The sequence below is a fragment of the Variovorax sp. AC103 genome (assembly GCF_979254005.1).
On the sequence record NZ_CEEDFC010000025.1, the window covers coordinates 17,583 to 36,556 of the forward strand.

Here is an 18,974-nt window from a genome sequence, read left to right on the forward strand (position 1 = left end):
GTAGCGGGTAGATACCTGCGCCCGGGTGCCCTGTGGGACGCCTACGGGTCACTACTAGTAGGCAAAAAACGGCTTGTGCGACAGGCATTTACCGCTCTCTTTTGCAGCCGCGGTCAGGCGCCCGGACGACCCCGTTGCAGCATCGAGCGCATCTCGCGCAGCGACACCGCGCTTTCGGCTGCCAGCGACACGCGCGGCGCCGGCTTGAACGCGTGGCCATAGATGACCTCGAAGGTCAGCGCGATGCGCCCGCCGCCTTCGTCGGCCGGCGCGAGCTCAGGCAGCGCCTTCTTCAGTGATTGGTGCCAGGCCTTGCCGCGGAGCGCCGCGAAGCGCCCCGGGTGCAGGTTGCGGCCCAGCCCGCGCAACTCGGCCAGCGCCGCCTCGGGCGTGGCCCAGGTCAGCACGATGCGCTCCATGTCCATCACCGGCTCGGCGAAGCCGGCATGCACCAGCATGTCGCCCCAGTCGTGCATGTCGGTGTACTCATGGCCGGCGGCCGGCCAGCCCAGGCGGGCGTGCAGCGCGCGCAGCTCGCGAACGGTGTCGGGGCCGAGGCAGGAGAACATCAGGAAGCCGTCGGTCGCCACCAGCTTGTGCCAGTGCGAGATCAGCGCCTCGGGGTCGGCCGCCATGTGCAGCGACATGTTGGCCCAGAGCAGGTCGACGCCTTCTTCGGGCGTGGCGTCGAAGCGCGCCTTGCCGCCCTGCCAGCGACGCGCGCTCCACCACGGGGCGCTCAGCGCCTGCGCGGTCGCGGCGGCCAGCACGGGCTCCGGCTCGATGACGAACGACGCGGCGTCCTTGTAGCGGCGGGCGACCAGCTCGTGGGCTTCGAGGCCGCCGCGCAACGGCGCCCAGTCGGCCCAGGTGCGCGGCTGGGCCTTGATCCATTGCAGCCGGTCTTCCATGCGGCGGCCGATTTCCTCGTGCAGCCAGGGGGAGCCGTCGGCAGGCGCGAGACGACGCCAGCGGGCGGCCGCCGTGGCATCGATGGTCGGCGGTCGTCTTGTGGGGTCGGTGGCCATGGGGCCGTGAGTATATTGAGACATGCGCAGCCATCGGGCCCTGTGGCCTTTATTGCCTTCACGGCCTTTCACCTCCCTGCTTGCCCGGCTGCCCAGCCAGTGCGCGGTCTGCCGCGCCTGGCCTTCGCGGCCGGTCTGCGACGCCTGCGTGGCCCGCTTCGCACCGCCCGCCGCGCGGTGCGGTGGCTGTGCCTTGCCGGTGCCCGAAGGCGTGAACCGCTGCGGCGACTGCGTAAGGCACCCGCCGCCGCTGGACGCGTGCCTTGCCGCCTGCACCTACGCATGGCCCTGGCCCGATGCCATTGCCAGCTTCAAGTTCCGAGGCGACGCGGGCTGGGCCGGCCCGTTCGCCACCCTGCTGCGCAGCGCGCCGTGGGTCGAGCCGGCGCTGGAACAGTGCGACATCGTGCTGCCCATGCCGCTGGCGCCCGCACGGCTGCGCGAGCGTGGTTTCAACCAGGCGCTCGAACTCGCCCGGCGGCTGTCGCCCGCCAAGACCGACCCCACCCTGCTGCTGCGCACCCGCGACACGCCCGCCCAGAGCGGCCTGCCACGCGCCGAGCGCCTGCGCAACCTGAGCAGTGCCTTCGCGGTCGAACCCCTGCGCGCGGAAAAGGTACGGGGCAAGCGCATCGTGCTGGTCGACGACGTGATGACCAGCGGCGCTTCGCTGTTCGTCGCGGCCGAGGCACTGCGGCTGGCCGGCGCGGCGCACATCACGGCCGTGGTGCTGGCCCGCACCGATCCGCCGCGCTGAACGGCTGGTGCGGCCCGCCGACAATGGGCGCATGTTCCATATCGTCCTGGTCCACCCCGAAATTCCGCCGAACACCGGCAACGTGATCCGCCTGGCGGCCAACACCGGTTGCACGCTGCACCTGGTCGAGCCGCTGGGCTTTTCGATGGACGACCGCCTGCTGCGCCGCGCCGGGCTCGATTACCACGAGTACGCCGAAGTGAAGCGCCACGCCGACTGGCCCGCCCTGCTCGCCGCCGAGCAGCCCGCGCCCGAGCGCATGTTCGCCCTCACCACGCGCGGCACCCGCGCCGTGCACGACGTGCGCTTCCAGCCCGGCGACTGGCTGGTGTTCGGCTCGGAGACCAGCGGCCTGCCGCTCGCGGTGCGCGACGGTTTTGCCGACGCGCAGAAGCTGCGGCTGCCGATGCGCGAGGGCCAGCGCAGCCTGAATCTCTCCAATGCGGTGGCGGTCACCGTGTTCGAAGCCTGGCGGCAGAACGGCTTCGGCTGACACCTGGAAACAAAGTCGCATCCCGTGGGGAGGGTCGCAGCGCATCCGATCGGCGGCGCGCGCCGTATGAACAGACGTGCCGGCCGCAAAGCGAGCCGGCACCTCTGTTCAACGCTTTTCCACAGGAGTCTCACCATGAACGCCAAGTCGATTGCCTCTGCCGCCTTCGCCACGCTCGCCTTCGCCAGCGGCGCCCAGGCCTTCCAGGGAGAACAGAACCCGCTGCCGCCCCAGCCCTTCCAGTCGACGCTGTCGCGCGCGCAGGTTCAGGCCGATGCGCGCCAGCCCTTCAAGGTCAGCAACGGCGGCACCGGCGCGCTGCAGGCGCGGGACGGCAGCACCGACCGCGGCACCGTGCGCCAGAGCGCATTGAGCATCACCCGCCAGGGCGCGGCGACCTACGGTGAAGTGACCGACCGCCGGTTGTAAGACACGAAGACCGCCGCCTCAGCGGTAGCGGCGCGCCACCGACTCGGCCACGCAAGCCGGCTTGGCGGCGCCTTCGAGTTCGATGGTGGTCTCCCAGGTCATCTGGAAGCCATCGTCGGCAATCGGCTCCGAGCTGAGCAGCTTCATGCGTGCGCGCAGCCGTTTGCCCACCGGCACCGGCGACATGAAGCGCACCCGGTTCATGCCGTAGTTCACGCCCATGCGCGACTCGACCACCTCGATCGCCACCTCGAAGAACTTCGGCAGCAGCGACAACGTGAGAAAGCCGTGCGCAATCGGCCCGCCGAAGGGTCCGGCCTTGGCACGCTCCACGTCGACGTGGATCCACTGGTGGTCGCCCGTCGCCTCGGCGAACTGGTTCACCTGCTCCTGCGTGATGGTGATCCAGTCGCTCACGGCGACTTCCTGGCCGACGCAGGCGGAGAGGTCCTGAAGGGTCTGGAATGTCTTTTTTGTCATGCGGGGCATTCTGGCGCGTGGCCTGTTCGACCGGCTGTCGGGCTCGCGACAAGCCGGCTCAGGGAAAACCGGGGGACACCCTCAGGCGTCGAGCCAGCTACAGACGGGTTGCCACTGCGCCAGGTCGCGCTGCACGCGGCCGGGCGCAATGTCGAACACCGTGAGCCCGCGCGCCGCGAGCTGCACGTAGTTCTGCGTGTCGCGCAGCTCGCCGATCACCGGCACGCCCAGCCCCGCGATGAATTCGTGCAGCCGGTCGGCCGCCAGCGTGCGCGCGTTCACGCGCATGCCGACCAGGCCGATCTTCGTCTTCTCGGCGCGGCGGCTCTCCAGCAGCCGGTCGAGGAAGTCGCGCGTCGCGTAGATGTCGAAGATGCTCGGCTGTAGCGGCACGATCACCCGGTCGGCCAGCGCCAGCACCTCCTTGAAACGCCAGCCGTGCAGGCCGGCCGGCGTGTCGAGCACAGCATGCGTGGTGCCGCGCGGCGGCCGCACCACCGAACTGTCTCCAGAGGCCTCCCAGGTGGCGATGGGCCGGGCCTGCGGCGGACGCAGCCCCAGCCAGAGCCGCGAAGACTGCTGCCGGTCCACGTCGCCCAGCATCACGGCGTGGCCGCGGCTTGCGAAGTAGCCCGCAACGTTCGTTGCGATCGTCGACTTGCCTACGCCACCCTTGGGGTTGGCGACCAGAACCACCGGCATAGCGCTCTCCTCCAGAACTGGGAACGGGCTCCATGGTAGTGGCTGGCCCCCGTTTTGCCCGGCAAGGCCGCCGCGACTGCGCTATGTTCGCGGGATGACTACAACAACATCCATGGGAAACCCTGCCGCGCAAAGCAGCGGCGTCTACGTGCTCGCCGCCCACCCGCACTGGCGCGACTCCCGCGTCAACCGCCGCATGCTGGCCGCCGCCCGTGCCGTGCCGGGTGTGGACGTCAACGACCTGTACGGCAGCTACCCCGACTACGCCATCGACGTCGAGGCCGAGCAGGCCCGGCTGGCCAAGGCCAGCCTGGTGGTGCTGATGCACCCGATCCAGTGGTACTCGATGCCCGCGCTGCAGAAGCTCTGGCTCGACGACGTGCTCGCCTACGGCTGGGCCTACGGCCCCGGCGGCAACGCGCTGCAGGGCAAGGACCTCTGGCTGGTCGCCACCACCGGCAGCCCCGAGGCCAGCTACCACCCGCAGAACTACCACCGCTATTTCTTCGACGCCTTCCTGCCGCCCTACGAGCAGACCGCCGCGCTGTGCGGCATGCGCTTCCTGCCGCCGCTCATGTTCCACGGCGCGCGCAGCGCGCCCGAGGCCGAGGTCGCCTCGCACGTCGAAACCTTCGCCCAGCGCCTGGGCAGCTACCCCGCATGGCCCGAGATCGAGGAGATCGACGCCTGCGTGGCCTGCCCCGTGCCCGAGAGCGACCGGCCGGCCGAGCCGGAGCACATCGACAAGATCGTCTCCAACGCCTTTCATGCGGCCATCACCCACGGGCTGGCCAGCGTCTCTGCAAGCAAGGCGGCCTGAATGGAACACGCACCCGCCTGGCTGACCAGCAGCCTGATCTACCTGGGCGCCGCCGTGCTGGTGGTGCCGCTGTCGAAGTTCCTCGGGCTCGGCTCCATCATCGGCTACCTCGTGGCCGGCATCGCCATCGGCCCCTGGGGCCTGGGACTCGTGTCCAGCGTGGAAGACGTGCTGCACTTCGCCGAGTTCGGCGTGGTGCTGATGCTGTTCCTCGTCGGCCTCGAGCTGGAGCCCAAGCGCCTGTGGAACCTGCGCCGGCCCATCTTCGGCTGGGGCGCCGCGCAGGTCTTGAGCTGCGCCGCCGTGCTGTTCGCCGCGGGCTATGCCGTGGGCGCCGAATGGCGCGTGGCGCTGGTGGCCGCGCTGGGACTGGCGCTGTCGTCCACCGCCATCGCGCTGCAGGTGTTCGGCGAGCGCAACCTGCTGAAGACGCCCAGCGGCCAGGCGGGCTTCTCGATCCTGCTGTTCCAGGACGTGGCCGCGATCCCCATCCTGGCGCTGCTGCCGCTGCTGGCCGGCGCCACCGCGGCCGAACAGGCCATCACCGGCCTCGACCGCGCGCTGGAGGCGGCCAAGATCATTGGCGTGATCGGCGGCATCATCCTCGGCGGCCGGCTGCTGCTGCGCCCCGTGCTGCGCTGGATTGCGCGCAGCAACACGCCCGAGATCTTCACCGCCGCCGCCCTGCTGCTGGTGGTGGCCATTGCCGCCCTGATGCAGCTGGTCGGGCTGTCGATGGCGCTGGGCGCCTTCCTCGCCGGCGTGCTGCTGGCCGAGAGCGAGTACCGGCGCGAACTGGAGACCGACATCGAGCCCTTCAAGGGCCTGCTGCTGGGCCTGTTCTTCATTGCCGTGGGCATGTCGATCAACTTCGGCGTGCTCATCGCCAGCCCCTGGATCATGGCCGCGCTGGTGGTCGGCTTCATGGCCATCAAGCTGGTGGTGATCTACGCGCTCGCCAAGGCGATGGGCATCGCCTACCAGGAGCGCCCCGTGTTCACGCTGCTGCTGGCGCAGGGCGGCGAGTTCGCCTTCGTGGTGTTCCAGGCCGCGGGCCCGGACGTGCTGCCGCCCGAAATCACCTCGCTGCTGATCGGCGGGGTGGCGCTGTCGATGCTGCTGTCGCCGCTGCTGCTGGTGCTGCTCGACAAGTTCGTGCTGCCGCGCTACAGCCGCAACACCGGCCCGCAGCTGGAGGAAATCTCGGAGCAGCAGGACGCCAAGGTGCTGATCTGCGGCTTCGGCCGCTACGGCCAGATCGTCGGGCGCATGCTGATGTCGCAGGGCCTGCGCGTGACCGTGCTCGACCACGACGCCGACACCGTCGAAGGCCTGCGCCAGTTCGGCTTTCGCGTGTTCTACGGCGACGCCACGCGGCTCGATTTGCTGCGCACCGCGGGCGCGGGCTCGGCCAAGGCCATCGTGGTGGCGGTGGACGACATCGAGCAGTCGCTGGACATCGTCGACCTGGTGAAAGAGAACTTTCCGCAGGCCCGCATCATTGCGCGGGCGCGCAACGTGACGCACCTGTTCCAGCTGCGCGACCGCGGCGTGACGGATGTGGAGCGCGAGGTGTTCGAGTCGTCGCTGCGCAGCGCCCGCTCGGTGCTCGAGGCGCTGAACTGGCCGGCGCACGAGGCGCGCGAATCGACCATGCGCTTTCGCCTGCGCAACCTGAGGCTCACCGACGAGATCTATCCGCACTACAAGGACCGCGCCAAGCTCATCGCGGCCAACAAGGAAGGCCGCCAGCAGTTCGAGGAACAGATGGCGCGCGAGCGCGAGGAGCGCCAGAAGCGCTCGGGCCGCGACTGGGACCGGCTGGAAGAAGACGAGCCGTCGGCGGAGCAGAGGCCCTGACGGGCGCCGGCGCCTAGACCGCCACCGTCAGGTAGACGCCTTCGCGCCCGACCAGTGCGGCGCGCGTGGGCATGAAGATCGTGCAGTCGTCGCAGGGCGAGCGAATTTCCTGGCCCGCATCGACGGCGATCAGCTCGCCCTTCTGGAAGGTCTCGAAGCCGAGCACGGGCCGGGCGAAGGCAAAGCCCTCGGTCTTGACGATGTGCACTTCGAGCAGCCGGAAGCGGCGCGCGGGCGCCCTTGCCGGTGCGCCCGGCAATGCGTCGACCAAGCCCAGGTGCGCCAGGAAACGCAGCGTCACATCGGTGGCCAGGTCGGCCGCCGACTGGCTGAAGTGCTGGCCGCACTCCACCACCAGCGCGCCGCCGTCGACGCCTGCTTCACCATGCCGGCCATACGCCGTCACACCCGTGCCCGGAGCGCCGCCCACGGGCATCACCAGGTGCACCAGCGGGTTGCCGATGGCCAGCGCCAGCCCCGCATTGCGCTCGAACTCCGGGTACACCCAGAAGGGCTGCACCGGCGCGCGCGTCGAGTGGATGTCCAGGATGTAGTCGGCCGCGTCCAGCACGGGCCGCAGTTCGCGCGCGCGGCGCAGCTCGGGGCTTTGCTGCGCGCCGTCGAGCATGGCGGGCGACCAGATGCGGTTGAGGTTGTGCACCAGCTGCCGGTTCTCGTAGGGCCGCTCGATGTCGAAGGCCTCGTAGGCCTCGACGTTCGCGAAGCTCACGGTGAGCGTGCCTATCTTCGGGCGCACGCCCGCGTCCAGCAGGTGCGTGGCCGCGACCATGCCGCAGATCTCGTTGCCGTGCGTCAGCGCGTTCACCAGCACGTGCGGTCCGGGCAAGCCCGATGCGAAGCGGTGCACGTAGTCGATGCCGGTGTTGCCCTGCCGGTAGGCCGAGATGTCGCGCGGCAGCACCTCCAGCGGCGCGGTGTCGGGAGCGAACGATGCGTCGGTCATGGCGTCACTCGCCCCGGATGCCGGCGCGCCGGACCATCTCGCCGTAGACCGCGAGCCGCTCCGACATCATGGCCGTGAACTGCGCGGGCGTCTGCACCTCGGGCGTGAGCGAGCCGCGCGACAGCAGCGCCTCGGCCATGGCCGGCTGGTCGGCCACCGAACGCACCGCCTTGTGCAGCGCGGCGATGACCTCGGGCGGCGTCTTCGCGGGCGCGGCCAGGCCGATCCACGAGGTGGTGTTCAGCACCGGGTAGCCCAGCTCGGCGAAAGTCGGCACGTCGGGCAGCGCCGCGACGCGCGTCGGCGACGCCACCGCCAGCGCGCGCAGCTTGCCGGCCTGGATGTGCGGCAGGAAGGGCGCGAGGTTGTCCAGGCCGAACTGCACTTCGTTCGAGATCAGCGCGGTCACCAGCGGACCGCCGCCGCGGTAGGGCACGTGCGTGGCATTGAGCTGCAGCTGCGACTTCATCAGTTCCACGTTGAGCTGGCCCATGCTGCCCGGCCCCGCGCTGCAGAAGTTGAGTTCGCCCGGGCGCGACTTCACCAGCGCGACGAACTCCTTGAAGGTCTTTGCCGGCACCGCGGGGTTCACCAGCAGCACGTTGATGGAGCGCGCCAGCTGGCTGATGGACGCGAAGTCCTTGATCGGGTCGTAGCCCGGGTTGGCCTGCGTGAGCGGGTTGGCCAGGTGCGAGCTTTGCGAGGACACCACCAGCGTGTAGCCGTCGGGCTTGGCGCGCGACACCTGTGCGCTGGCAATGGAGCCGCCCGCGCCGGCCCGGTTGTCGATGACCACCGGCGTGCCGAGCGCCTTCGACAGCGGATCGGCGTACATCCGCGCGATCAGGTCCACCGAGCCGCCCGCCGGGAACGGCACCACCAGCGTGACGGGGCGCGACGGCCAGGCCTCGGCCCGCGCCGCCAGCGGCAGCAGGGCGGCAAGACCGGCGCCGAGCATCGTGCGGCGGCGCAGGGCGGGAACGGTGAAGGTGGAATTCATGAGGCGTCCTGATGCGGTGGGTCCAGTTTAAAAGTGCGCGCATTGTTGCAAGACGATTTCATTTTTGCAATAGATACTGCAAAATTGGGACTGGCCTCCCTTGGCATGCAGAATGCCCGCGACCATGAATCTGAACCAACGCATCTCGGGCTACGGCAAGAAGCTCACGAAAAGCGAGCGGCTCCTGATCGCGGAGCTGCAGGCGCAGCATCCGCAGGGCCTGCTCGAATCTGCAACGAGCCTTGCAAGAAAGGTCGGCACCAGCGCCTCCACCGTGGTGCGGCTGCTCGCCAAGCTGGGCTACGAGAGCTATGCGCAGGCGCAGATGGAAGCCCGCCTGGAAGTCACCGCGCTGCTGGCCTCGCCCGCCGCGCGCGCCGGCGCCGGCATCGAGGGGGACGCCTCCGTTCGCACCTGCCTGGACAACGCGCTGCTGCACGACCAGCACAACCTGGCCGCCACTTTCGCCGCGCTCGACGTGGGTGCGTTCGAAGGCGCGGTGCGGCTGCTCACGCAGCGCAAGGTGCGTGTGCACGTGCTCGGGCAGCGGCACGGCGCGCAGCTGGCCAACCACCTGGCCCTGCACCTGAACATGTGCCTGCCCGACGTGCGCTCGTTGACCTCGGCGAGCCCGCTGCTGCTCGAAGACCAGCTGCTGTGGATCGACGAACACGACGTGCTGCTCACGCCCACCTTCAGGCGCCACTCGCTGGCCATCGCGCGCACGGCCAAGTACTTTCGCGAGAAGGGCGCGAAGGTGATCGTGATGACCGACGGGCCGACGACGCCGGCCGCCGCATCGGCCGACCACCTGCTGCTGGTGCGCACGTCGAGCGCATCGCCGTTCGACTCCTACACGGCGGCGCTCTCGGTCTGCAATGCGCTGATCACCGCGGTGGCGCAGCGCCGCAAGAAGGAACTGGGCGTCTCGCTCCAACGCTACGAGGCCCTGACCGAACACCACTGGAACGACGCCGCCGACCCGGCGCGCCGCGCGGGTTCAGGGCGCTGAAGCCACGGGGGCAGCCGGTGCCGCCGGCTTGTCCAGCCCCAGCAGGCGCACCGCGTTGCCCTTCAGGATGCCCGGCATCACCTCGGGCTTGAAGCCCGCCACCTCGAAGTCGCGCATCCAGCGGTCGGGCGTGATCAGCGGGTAGTCGCTGCCGAACAAAATGCGGTCCTTCAGCAGCGTGTTGGCGTACTGCACCAGCTGCTTCGGAAAGTACTTCGGGCTCCAGCCCGACAGATCGATCCACACGTTGGGCTTGTGCGTGGCCACGCTCAGCGCCTCGTCCTGCCAGGGAAAGCTGGGGTGGGCCATGACGATCTGCATGTCGGGGAAGTCGATGGCCACGTCGTCCAGGTGCATCGGGTTGCTGTACTCCAGCCGCAGGCCGCCGCCGCAGCGCATGCCCGAGCCGATGCCGCTGTGGCCGGTGTGGAAGATGGCCGGCAGGCCGTACTCGGCGATCACCTCGTAGATCGGCCAGGCCATCTTGTCGTACGGGTGGTAGCCCTGCACCGTCGGGTGGAACTTGAAGCCCTTCACGCCGTGCTGCTCGATCAGCCGGCGTGCCTCGCGCGCGCCCATCTTTCCCTTGTGCGGATCGATGCTGGCGAAGGCGATCATCATGTCGCTGTTCTTCTGCGCGTGCTCCGCGATCTCCTCGTTCGGGATGCGGCGCCGTCCCATGTTCGACTCCGCGTCGACCATGAACATCACCAGCCCGATCTTTCTTTCACGGTAGTACGCCACGCTCTCCGCAATGGTGGGCCGGCCGCTGGAGCCGAAGTACTTGTCGGCGGCGCGGTCGTACTCCTCGCCGTAGTTGTCGAACGGGTTCCAGCAGCTCACTTCGGCGTGGGTGTGGATGTCGATCGCGATCAGGTTCTGATGGTCCATGTCGTTGTCTCCGGTACGGGTAAGTCCCTAGGGAATGGAGGCCTCAAGCGCCTTGAATTGATTATTTCTCATAACCATAATCCAACGCAACCCCGAACACCATCATGACCAATCCAGACCTTCACATCGAGATCAGCGACGAAGTCGCCATTGTTCGCCTCACGCGCGGTGCCAAGCGCAATGCACTGTCCGACGGCCTGATCCTCGCGCTGCGCAACACCTTCGAGACGCTGCCGTCCACCGTGCGAGCCGCGGTGCTCGACGGCGAAGGCCCGCACTTCTGCGCCGGCCTCGACCTGAGCGAACTGAAGGAGCGCGACGCCGGCCAGGGCCTGCAGCACTCGCGCATGTGGCATGCCGCGCTCGACCTGATCCAGCACGGGCCGGTGCCGGTGGTGGCCGCGCTGCATGGCGCGGTGGTGGGCGGCGGGCTGGAGCTGGCCAGCGCGTGCCACATCCGCGTGGCCGACCGGAGCACCTTCTATGCGCTGCCCGAAGGCTCGCGCGGCATCTTCGTGGGCGGCGGCGGCTCGGTGCGCATTCCCAAGCTCGTCGGCGTGGCGCGCATGACCGACATGATGATGACGGGGCGCGTCTACAACGCCGAGGACGGCGAGCGCGCCAACTTCGCGCAGTACCTGGTGGACGAAGGCACCGCCTTCGACAAGGCCCTGGAACTCGCCAGGCGCATCGCCACCAACGCACCGCTGACCAACTACGCGCTCATGCACGCGCTGCCGCGCATCGCCGAGCAGTCGGCCGACCACGGCTTCTTCACCGAGGCGCTCATCTCCGGCATCGTGCAGGCCGCGCCCGAAGCCAAGGAACGCGTGCGCGACTTCCTCGAAGGCCGCGGCGCGAAGGTGAGCAAGGGATGACCGCCGCTCGCGTGGGTGAGGCCGCCCCGGCCGTCCGCTACCGCCCGCTGGCTTTCGGCGTGACGCGCGCCACGTTGCGCGACGGCGCACCGGGCACGCGGTACCTGAAGGCCGAGACCCCGCTCGAGCCCTACCGGGACCGCATGACCGACCGGCTGCAGCACTGGGCCGACGTCGAGCCCGAGCGCACCTTCATCGCCCGCCGCGAACGGCTGGCCGACGGCAGCACCGGCGACTGGATCCGCGTGAGCTACGCGCAGGCACTGCACAAGGCGCGCGGCATCGGACAGGCCCTGCTGGACCGGGGCCTGAACGCCGAGCGCCCCGTGGCCATCCTGAGCGAGAACGGCATCGATCACGCGCTGCTCGCGCTCGGCTGCCTCTACGCCGGCGTGCCCTACTGCCCCGTCTCGCCGCCCTACTCGCTCGTGAGCCAGGACTTCGAGAAGCTGCGCCACGTCTTCGACACGCTGACACCCGGCCTGGTGTTCGCCACCGACGCCGCGCGCTACGGCCGCGCCATCGCCGCCGTGGTTCCCGCCGGCACCGAGGTCGTGATCGCCGAAGGCACGCTCGAGGGCCGCGCCGTCACCTCGTTCGACGCGCTGGCCTCGACGCCTGCCACGCCCGCCATCGACGAAGCGATGCGCGCCACCGGCCCCGACACCATCACCAAGTTCCTCTTCACCTCGGGCTCCACCAAGATGCCCAAGGCCGTGATCAACACGCACCGCATGTGGTGCGCCAACCAGCAGCAGCTGCGCCAGTCGATTCCCGCGCTGGGCGACGAGCCGCCGGTGCTGGTCGACTGGCTGCCCTGGAACCACACCTTCGGCGGCAACCACAACGTGGGCATCGTGCTGGACAACGGCGGCACGCTCTACGTGGACGACGGCAAGCCCACGCCCGGCGGCATGGCCGAGACGCTGCGCAACCTGCGCGAGATCGCGCCCACCATCTACTTCAACGTGCCCACCGGCTTCGAGGCCATCGCACAGGCGATGGAAACCGACGCCGTGCTGCGCCGCAACCTGCTGTCGCGCGTGAAGATGTTCTTCTACTCGGGCGCCGCGCTGTCGCAGCCCGTGTGGGACAGCCTGCACAAGACGCAGGAGTCCGAAGTGGGCGAGCGCATCGTCATGGGCACCGGCCTGGGCATGACCGAATCGGGCCCGTTCGCGCTGTACGTGACGGGCCCCGACGTGAAGTCGGGCGACGTGGGCCTGCCCGCGCCGGGCATCGAGCTCAAGCTGATCGACGTCGACGGCAAGACCGAGGTGCGCTACCGCGGCCCCAACATCACGCCGGGCTACTGGCGTGCGCCCGAGGCCACGGCCGAGGCCTTCGACGACGAAGGCTTCTTCTCCACCGGCGACGCCGTGAAGTGGATCGCCGACGACAACATCCACCGCGGACTGCGCTTCGACGGCCGCATCGCCGAAGACTTCAAGCTCGCCACCGGCACCTTCGTGAGCGTGGGCCCGCTGCGCGCGAAGATCATCGCGGCCGGCGCGCCCTACGTGCAGGACGCGGTGCTCACCGGCATCAACCTGAAGGAAGTCGGCGCGCTGATCTTTCCGACGCAGAAGGTGCGCCAACTGGCAGGTCTCGGCACCGACGCCCCGATGCAGCAGGTGCTCGAGAGCGCCCCGGTGCAGGCGCACTTCCAGCAGGTTGCCAACGACCTGGCGGCCATGGGCACCGGCAGCGCCAACCGCATCGCGCGGCTGCACCTGATGGCCGAGCCGCCGTCCATCGACAAGGGCGAAGTGACCGACAAGGGCTCCATCAACCAGCGCGCCGTGCTCAAGCACCGCGCCGCGCTGGCCGATGCGATGCACGCGGGAACCCTGCCTTTCACCCTCACACCGCGCTAGACATTCCAGGAGACCACACACCATGAAGATCGAAGGACAAGCCGCTCTCGTCACCGGCGGCGCATCGGGCCTGGGCGAAGCCACCGCACGCGAGCTCGCGCGCCTGGGCGCCAAGGTCGCCGTGCTGGACCGCAACGCCGCGCTCGCAGAGAAAGTGGCCGCCGACATCGGCGAAGAATTTGGCGCCGACCGCGCCGTGGCCTGCGTCTGCGACATCACCGACACCGACAGCGTGAACGCCGCGCTCGACAAGGCCGAGGCCGCGCACGGCCCTGCGCGCATCCTGATGAACGTGGCCGGCATCGGCAGCGCCAAGCGCATCGTCGGCAAGGACGGCAACCCCGCGCCGCTCGAAGACTTCGTGCGCGTGGTCAACATCAACCTGATCGGCGGCTACAACATGGCGCGCCTGTTCGCGGCGCGTTGCGCCAAGCTTGCCGCGCTCGACAACGGTGAAAAGGGCGTGATGCTCTTCACTGCGTCCGTCGCGGCCTTCGACGGCCAGGTGGGCCAGCAGGCCTACAGCGCCTCCAAGGGCGGGCTCGTGGGCATGACGCTGCCGATGGCGCGCGACCTGGCGCAGCACGCCATCCGTGTGTGCACCGTGGCACCGGGCCTGTTCGCCACGCCGCTGCTGCTGGAACTGCCCGAGGCGGTGCAGCACTCGCTGGCCGCGTCCATTCCGTTTCCGCCGCGCCTGGGCAAGCCCTCGGAATTCGCCGAGCTGGCCTGCCACGTCGTCACCAACGGCCACCTCAACGGCGAGGTGATCCGCCTCGACGGCGCCCTGCGCATGGCGCCGCGCTGAGCCTTCCTTCTTCCCGCTTCCACATCAGGAGACAACGATGACCTTCAAGAAGACCACCCTGGCCGCCGTGCTGGCGCTCATTGCCATGGGCGCCGCCCATGCCGACATCACCATCGGCGTGGTGCAGCCGCTCACCGGTCCGGCATCGGGCCTGGGCATTCCGGTGAAGAACGGCATCGCGATCTGGCCCAAGACCATCGCGGGCGAAACGCTCAAGGTGGTGGTGCTCGACGACGCCACCGACCCGACCACCGGCGTGAAGGACGCGCAGCGCCTGGTGACCGAAGACAAGGTCGACGTGATCGTCGGCTCCAGCGCCACCCCGGTGGCCATTCCCATGGCCGACGTGACGGCCGAAGCCGGCACGCCGCAGCTGTCGACCGCGCCGGCCGGCCTGCCGCCGGGCAAGGACAAGTGGTTCTTCCGCCTGCCGCAGTCGAACGACGTGATGGCCTACGCCGTGGTCGCGCACATGAAGAAGCAGAACGTGAAGACGGTCGGCTTCCTCGGCTACACCGACGCCTACGGCGAGCTGTGGCTGAAGGCACTCACCGCCGAGGCCGCCAAGAACGGCATCAAGATCGTCGCCACCGAGCGCTTCGCGCGCGCCGACACCAGCGTGACGGGCCAAGTGCTCAAGCTCACGTCGGCCAACCCGGACGCCATCCTGATCGTGGCCTCGGGCAGCGGCGCCGGCATGCCGCAGAAGGCGGTGATGGAGCGCGGCTTCAAGGGCAAGGTCTACCAGACGCACGCCGCCGCCACGCAAGACCTGATGCGCACCGCCGGCAAGGACGCCGAGGGCACCTTCGTGGTGTCGGGCCCCGCCACGGTGGCCGAACAGCTGCCCGACAGCCACCCGTCGAAGGCCGCCGCCGTGGCCTTCGTGCAGGGCTACGAGAAGGCGTACGGCCCCGGCTCGCGCAACCAGTTCGCGGGCCACTCGGCCGACGCGCTCACGGTGCTCGAGAAGGCCGTGCCGGTCGCGCTGAAGAAGGCCAAGCCCGGCACGCCGGAGTTCCGCGCCGCGCTGCGCGACGCGCTCGAAGGCATGGGCCGCACCGTGCTCGCGCACGGCGTGCTCAACTGGACCGCGCAAGACCACTGGGGCTACACGACCGAGACCGGCGTGATGCTCAAGGTGGTGAACGGCGCGTTCAAGGTCGAGCAGTAATCCACTTCGGCAGCCTTCAACGCATCAGCCTGTACCCCACGCCATGGACTTCTCGATCGCCAGCATCCTGACGCTGGACGGACTCACCAATGGCGCGATCTATGCCCTGCTGGGCATGGGCATCGTGCTGGTCTTCACGGTGACCCGCGTCATCTTCATCCCGCAGGGCGAATTCGTGGCGTACGGCGCGCTGACGCTGGCGATCTTCCAGACCGGCAAGACGCCGGGCACGGTGTGGCTGCTGCTGATCCTGGCCGGCGTCGCCGCGCTGATGGACCTGGCGACCACCTGGCGCCACAGCGGCAGCGCGGCCAGCGGGCTGAAGGCCGCGCTGCGCACCTTCGTGCTGCCGGCCGTCATCTGCGCAGTGTCGGCCTGGGCCGGCCCGCGCAACCTGCCGATCGGCGTGCAGGCATTGCTCACGGTGTTCATCGTCACGGCCTTCGGGCCGCTGGTGTACCGCGTGGCCTACCAGTCGCTGGCGGGCGCGAGTTCGCTGGTGCTGCTGATCGTCTCGGTCGGCGTGCACTTCGCGATGACGGGCCTGGGCCTGCTGTTCTTCGGCGCGGAAGGTTTTCGCAACCCGCCGTTCTGGGACGAGCGCATGGCGCTCGGCCCGCTGAACGTGAGCGGTCAGGCGCTGATCATCTTCGCGATGTCGGCCGCGCTGATCGTGCTGCTGTGGCTGTTCTTCGAGCGCAGCCTGTACGGCAAGGCGCTGCGCGCGACGGCGGTCAACCGCCTGGGCGCCCGGCTCATGGGCATCTCGACGCAGGCCGCAGGCCAACTGACCTTTGCGATGGCGGCGCTGATCGGCGCGCTGTCGGGCCTGCTGATCGGACCGACGACCACGGTGTTCTACGACTCGGGTTTTCTCATCGGGCTGAAAGGCTTCGTCGCCGGCGTGATCGGCGGGCTCGCCAGCTATCCGGGTGCGCTGCTCGGTGCCTTGGCCGTGGGCGTCATCGAGGCGTTCGGCTCGTTCTGGGCCAGCTCGTTCAAGGAAGTGATCGTGTTCACCATCATCCTGCCGGTCTTGCTGTGGCGCTCGCTGACCAGCGGCCATTCGGACGAGGAGCATTGACATGGAAGCGCTCCTGAACCCTTCGTCGGCCCGCGTGCCCGACAAGAGCGCGCTGCGCACCTGGGGCCCGCTCGCGCTGATCGTGGTGCTCATCGCACTGCCCTTTCTGCCGCTGCCCGACTTCTGGATCATCCAGCTCAACTACATCGGCATCTACACGCTGCCCGTGCTGGGCCTGGTGCTGCTCACCGGCGTGGGCGGCCTCACCTCCTTCGGGCAGGCGGCGTTCGTGGGCATCGGGGCGTACACCACCGCCTACCTCACGGTGAACACCGGCCTGTCGCCGTGGGTCACGCTGTTCATCGGGCTCGCGCTCACCGGCCTCAGCGCCGCCTTCATCGGCGCGATCACGCTGCGCATGTCGGGCCACTACCTGCCGCTGGCCACCATCGCGTGGGCGCTGGCGCTGTACTACCTCATGGGCAACCTCGACGCGCTGGGCAAGTACGACGGCATCCTGGGCGTGAAAGGGCTGTCGCTGTTCGGCTTCGAGTTCGGCCAGCAGCGCCTGTTCTACGGCGTGGTGTGGACGTTCGCGATTCTGGCGGCGTTCGCGGTGATCCGCCTGCTCGACTCGCGCAGCGGCCGTGCCATCCGTTCCCTGGCGGGCGGCTCGCAGATGGCCGAAGCCATGGGCGTGAACACGCTGCGCTTCAAGATCGGGATCTTCGTGCTCGCGGCCATGCTCGCCTCGATCTCGGGCTGGCTGTTCGCGCACTTCCAGCGCACGGTGAACCCTTCGCCCTTCGGGCTGAAGATGGGCATCGAGTACCTCTTCATGGCCGTGCTCGGCGGCGCGGCCCACGTGTGGGGTGCCATTGCCGGCGCGGGCATCGTCAAGCTGCTCGAAGACCAGCTGCAGGTGCTGCTGCCCAAGCTCATCGGCACGGCCGGCAGCTACGAGCTGATCGTGTTCGGCATCATGATCGTGCTGGTGCTCAAGTACCTGCCCGACGGGCTCTGGGCATTCATCGACCGGCGCCTGCCGCGGCCGCGCCGCAGCGTCGACTGGCAAGGCGCCAAGGACCTGCCCGCGCGCGCCAAGCCGGCCGCCGGTGAGGTGGTGCTCGACGTGCAGGCCATCCGCAAGACCTTCGGCGGGCTGGTGGCGGTGAACGACATCAGCTTCCAGACACGCGCCGGTCAGATCGTCGGCCTCATCGGGCCGAACGGCGCGGGCAAGTCGACCACCTTCAACCTGGTGACCGGCGTGCTCAGCCTCTCGGGCGGCGCGGTGCGCTTTCGGGGCGAGGCCATCGGCGGGCTGGGCGCGCGGCAGATCGCGCAGCGCGGCGTGTCGCGCACCTTCCAGCACGTGAAGATGGTGGCCGACATGACGGTGCTGGAAAACGTGGCGCTGGGCGCGCATCTGCGCGGGCGCAAGGGTGCCGTGGCCGCCATGCTGCGCATCGACCGCGCCGAAGAGCGCGCGCTGTTCCGCGAGGCCGAGCGCCAGCTGCAGCGCGTGGGCATGGGCGACCACCTGCACGAGATCGCGGGCAACCTGGCCATGGGCCAGCAGCGGCTGCTGGAAATTGCGCGCGCCCTGTGCGCCGACCCGGCCCTGCTGCTGCTCGACGAGCCCGCGGCCGGCCTGCGCCACGAGGAAAAGGAAGCGCTGGGCCAGGTGCTGCGCCAACTGCGCGGCGAAGGCATGAGCATCCTGCTGGTCGAGCACGACATGGGGCTGGTGATGGACATCTGCGACCACATCGTGGTGATGGAATTCGGCACGCACCTGATGGAGGGCACGCCCGCCGAGGTGCAGCAGAGCGACAAGGTGCGCGCCGCGTACCTGGGCACGGAGCATTAGGATGAAGCACTCCCCCAGGCTTCGCGCACTTCGTGTCGCTTCTCCTTCCCCCTCGCCGGGGGCAACACTGGCGGCCCGGCAAAGCCGGTTCCGCGGTGTTCCTGGCCTTTGCCCCTGCCGGTTTCATGCATCGTGCGTCACACGCAGCGCGTTGGAGCATCCGAGATGAAAACACCCCCCTTGCTCCGCATCCGCGACCTGCACGCAGGCTACGGCCGCGCCGAGGTGCTGCACGGCATCGACCTGGAGGCCGACCAGGGCAGCGTGGTCACCGTGATCGGCCCGAACGGCGCCGGCAAGTCCACACTGCTCAATGCGCTGATGGGCGTGCTGCCCGCCAAGGGCGTCATCGAGTTCATGGGCCAGCCGATTGCGGCGCTGTCGCTCGAAGAACGCGTGATGCTCGGCATTGCGCTGGTGCCCGAGAAGCGCGAGCTGTTCGCCACCATGCCGGTGGAAGACAACCTGGTGCTCGGCGCCTTCCGCCAGGTGCGGCTGCGCAACAAGCAATGGCGCGACCGCATCGACGAGGTCTACACGCTGTTCCCGCGCCTGAAGGAACGCCGGGCGCAGCTGGCCGGCACGCTCTCGGGCGGCGAACGGCAGATGCTGGCGGTGGGCCGCGCGCTGATGTCGCGCCCTACGCTGCTGATGCTCGACGAGCCCAGCCTGGGCCTGGCGCCGCTGGTGGTGCAGGAAATTTTTCGCACGGTCGACGCACTGCGTGCCACGGGCGTGACCATCCTGCTGGTGGAGCAAAACGCGCGCGCCGCGCTCGAAGTGGCCGACCACGGCTACGTGCTCGAAATGGGCAGCGTGAGCCTCGAAGGCGAAGCGAAGAAGCTGGCCGTCGACTCGCGCGTGATCGACACCTACCTGGGTGCAGCCAAGAAGGCGGCCTGAC

19 protein-coding genes are annotated in these 18,974 nt (G+C 69.2%); 13 read left to right on the top strand and 6 right to left on the bottom strand.

Annotated features, from left to right (window positions below):
- Positions 1–113: 113 nt before the first annotated feature.
- Positions 114–1,028 (bottom strand): class I SAM-dependent methyltransferase, encoded by a 915-nt coding sequence (locus AC0IYU_RS28750; protein ID WP_472124166.1) that lies wholly within the window; start codon positions 1,026–1,028, stop codon positions 114–116.
- Positions 1,029–1,050: 22 nt separating this feature from the next.
- Between AC0IYU_RS28750 and AC0IYU_RS28755 the strand changes: the two genes are divergently transcribed.
- From AC0IYU_RS28755 to AC0IYU_RS28765, 3 genes are all read left to right on the top strand, one after another.
- Complete coding sequence (locus tag AC0IYU_RS28755; protein WP_472124169.1) at positions 1,051–1,785, top strand: phosphoribosyltransferase family protein; 735 nt, start codon at positions 1,051–1,053, stop codon at positions 1,783–1,785.
- Positions 1,786–1,816: 31 nt separating this feature from the next.
- The gene (trmL, locus tag AC0IYU_RS28760) at positions 1,817–2,278 is read left to right on the top strand and encodes a tRNA (uridine(34)/cytosine(34)/5-carboxymethylaminomethyluridine(34)-2'-O)-methyltransferase TrmL (RefSeq protein ID WP_472124172.1); all 462 of its coding nucleotides are present in this window, start codon (positions 1,817–1,819) and stop codon (positions 2,276–2,278) included.
- A gap of 135 nt (positions 2,279–2,413) precedes the next feature.
- The gene (locus AC0IYU_RS28765) at positions 2,414–2,707 is read left to right on the top strand and encodes a DUF4148 domain-containing protein (RefSeq protein ID WP_472124174.1); all 294 of its coding nucleotides are present in this window, start codon (positions 2,414–2,416) and stop codon (positions 2,705–2,707) included.
- A gap of 18 nt (positions 2,708–2,725) precedes the next feature.
- Here AC0IYU_RS28765 and AC0IYU_RS28770 read toward each other — a convergent pair whose 3' ends face one another.
- Positions 2,726–3,196, bottom strand: coding sequence for a MaoC family dehydratase (locus tag AC0IYU_RS28770; RefSeq protein WP_435447364.1), 471 nt, complete (start codon positions 3,194–3,196; stop codon positions 2,726–2,728).
- A gap of 72 nt (positions 3,197–3,268) precedes the next feature.
- Complete coding sequence (locus AC0IYU_RS28775; protein ID WP_472124176.1) at positions 3,269–3,889, bottom strand: nucleotide-binding protein; 621 nt, start codon at positions 3,887–3,889, stop codon at positions 3,269–3,271.
- A 94-nt stretch (positions 3,890–3,983) separates the two neighbouring features.
- On the opposite strand from AC0IYU_RS28775, the gene kefF reads away from it, so the two are divergent.
- On the top strand, positions 3,984–4,709 hold the full coding sequence (gene kefF / locus AC0IYU_RS28780) for a glutathione-regulated potassium-efflux system oxidoreductase KefF (protein WP_472124179.1): 726 nt from the start codon (positions 3,984–3,986) through the stop codon (positions 4,707–4,709).
- Complete coding sequence (gene kefC / locus AC0IYU_RS28785; RefSeq protein WP_472124182.1) at positions 4,710–6,569, top strand: glutathione-regulated potassium-efflux system protein KefC; 1,860 nt, start codon at positions 4,710–4,712, stop codon at positions 6,567–6,569.
- 13 nt (positions 6,570–6,582) lie between these two features.
- On the opposite strand, the gene AC0IYU_RS28790 is transcribed toward kefC, so the two are convergent.
- Both AC0IYU_RS28790 and AC0IYU_RS28795 read right to left on the bottom strand, forming a co-directional pair.
- Positions 6,583–7,533, bottom strand: coding sequence for a M14 family metallopeptidase (locus AC0IYU_RS28790; protein ID WP_472124185.1), 951 nt, complete (start codon positions 7,531–7,533; stop codon positions 6,583–6,585).
- A 4-nt stretch (positions 7,534–7,537) separates the two neighbouring features.
- Positions 7,538–8,533: a Bug family tripartite tricarboxylate transporter substrate binding protein gene (locus tag AC0IYU_RS28795; protein ID WP_472124188.1), complete on the bottom strand. Its 996-nt coding sequence runs from the start codon at positions 8,531–8,533 to the stop codon at positions 7,538–7,540.
- A 124-nt stretch (positions 8,534–8,657) separates the two neighbouring features.
- On the opposite strand from AC0IYU_RS28795, the gene AC0IYU_RS28800 reads away from it, so the two are divergent.
- Positions 8,658–9,545 carry a MurR/RpiR family transcriptional regulator gene (locus AC0IYU_RS28800; protein WP_472124191.1) on the top strand — a complete coding sequence of 296 codons (888 nt, stop codon included), beginning with the start codon at positions 8,658–8,660 and terminating at the stop codon, positions 9,543–9,545.
- On the opposite strand, the gene AC0IYU_RS28805 is transcribed toward AC0IYU_RS28800, so the two are convergent.
- Positions 9,534–10,436: an amidohydrolase family protein gene (locus AC0IYU_RS28805; RefSeq protein ID WP_472124194.1), complete on the bottom strand. Its 903-nt coding sequence runs from the start codon at positions 10,434–10,436 to the stop codon at positions 9,534–9,536. The genes AC0IYU_RS28800 and AC0IYU_RS28805 overlap by 12 nt on opposite strands.
- A gap of 104 nt (positions 10,437–10,540) precedes the next feature.
- On the opposite strand from AC0IYU_RS28805, the gene AC0IYU_RS28810 reads away from it, so the two are divergent.
- The 7 genes from AC0IYU_RS28810 (at position 10,541) to AC0IYU_RS28840 (ending at position 18,973) form a co-directional block, all read left to right on the top strand.
- Positions 10,541–11,314: a crotonase/enoyl-CoA hydratase family protein gene (locus AC0IYU_RS28810; protein WP_472124197.1), complete on the top strand. Its 774-nt coding sequence runs from the start codon at positions 10,541–10,543 to the stop codon at positions 11,312–11,314.
- Positions 11,311–13,191, top strand: coding sequence for a feruloyl-CoA synthase (locus AC0IYU_RS28815; RefSeq protein WP_472124200.1), 1,881 nt, complete (start codon positions 11,311–11,313; stop codon positions 13,189–13,191). Before AC0IYU_RS28810 ends, AC0IYU_RS28815 begins: the two co-directional genes overlap by 4 nt.
- A 22-nt stretch (positions 13,192–13,213) precedes the next feature.
- Positions 13,214–13,999 carry an SDR family NAD(P)-dependent oxidoreductase gene (locus AC0IYU_RS28820; protein WP_472124203.1) on the top strand — a complete coding sequence of 262 codons (786 nt, stop codon included), beginning with the start codon at positions 13,214–13,216 and terminating at the stop codon, positions 13,997–13,999.
- 37 nt (positions 14,000–14,036) lie between these two features.
- Positions 14,037–15,173 (top strand): ABC transporter substrate-binding protein, encoded by a 1,137-nt coding sequence (locus tag AC0IYU_RS28825; protein WP_472124206.1) that lies wholly within the window; start codon positions 14,037–14,039, stop codon positions 15,171–15,173.
- 43 nt (positions 15,174–15,216) lie between these two features.
- Complete coding sequence (locus AC0IYU_RS28830; protein ID WP_472124209.1) at positions 15,217–16,257, top strand: branched-chain amino acid ABC transporter permease; 1,041 nt, start codon at positions 15,217–15,219, stop codon at positions 16,255–16,257.
- Between the two features lies 1 nt (position 16,258).
- Entirely contained in the window at positions 16,259–18,070 is a 1,812-nt protein-coding gene (locus AC0IYU_RS28835; RefSeq protein WP_472124211.1) for a branched-chain amino acid ABC transporter ATP-binding protein/permease, read from the top strand.
- Positions 18,071–18,235: 165 nt separating this feature from the next.
- The gene (locus tag AC0IYU_RS28840; protein WP_472124214.1) at positions 18,236–18,973 is read left to right on the top strand and encodes an ABC transporter ATP-binding protein; all 738 of its coding nucleotides are present in this window, start codon (positions 18,236–18,238) and stop codon (positions 18,971–18,973) included.
- The last annotated feature ends 1 nt before the right edge of the window (position 18,974 follow it).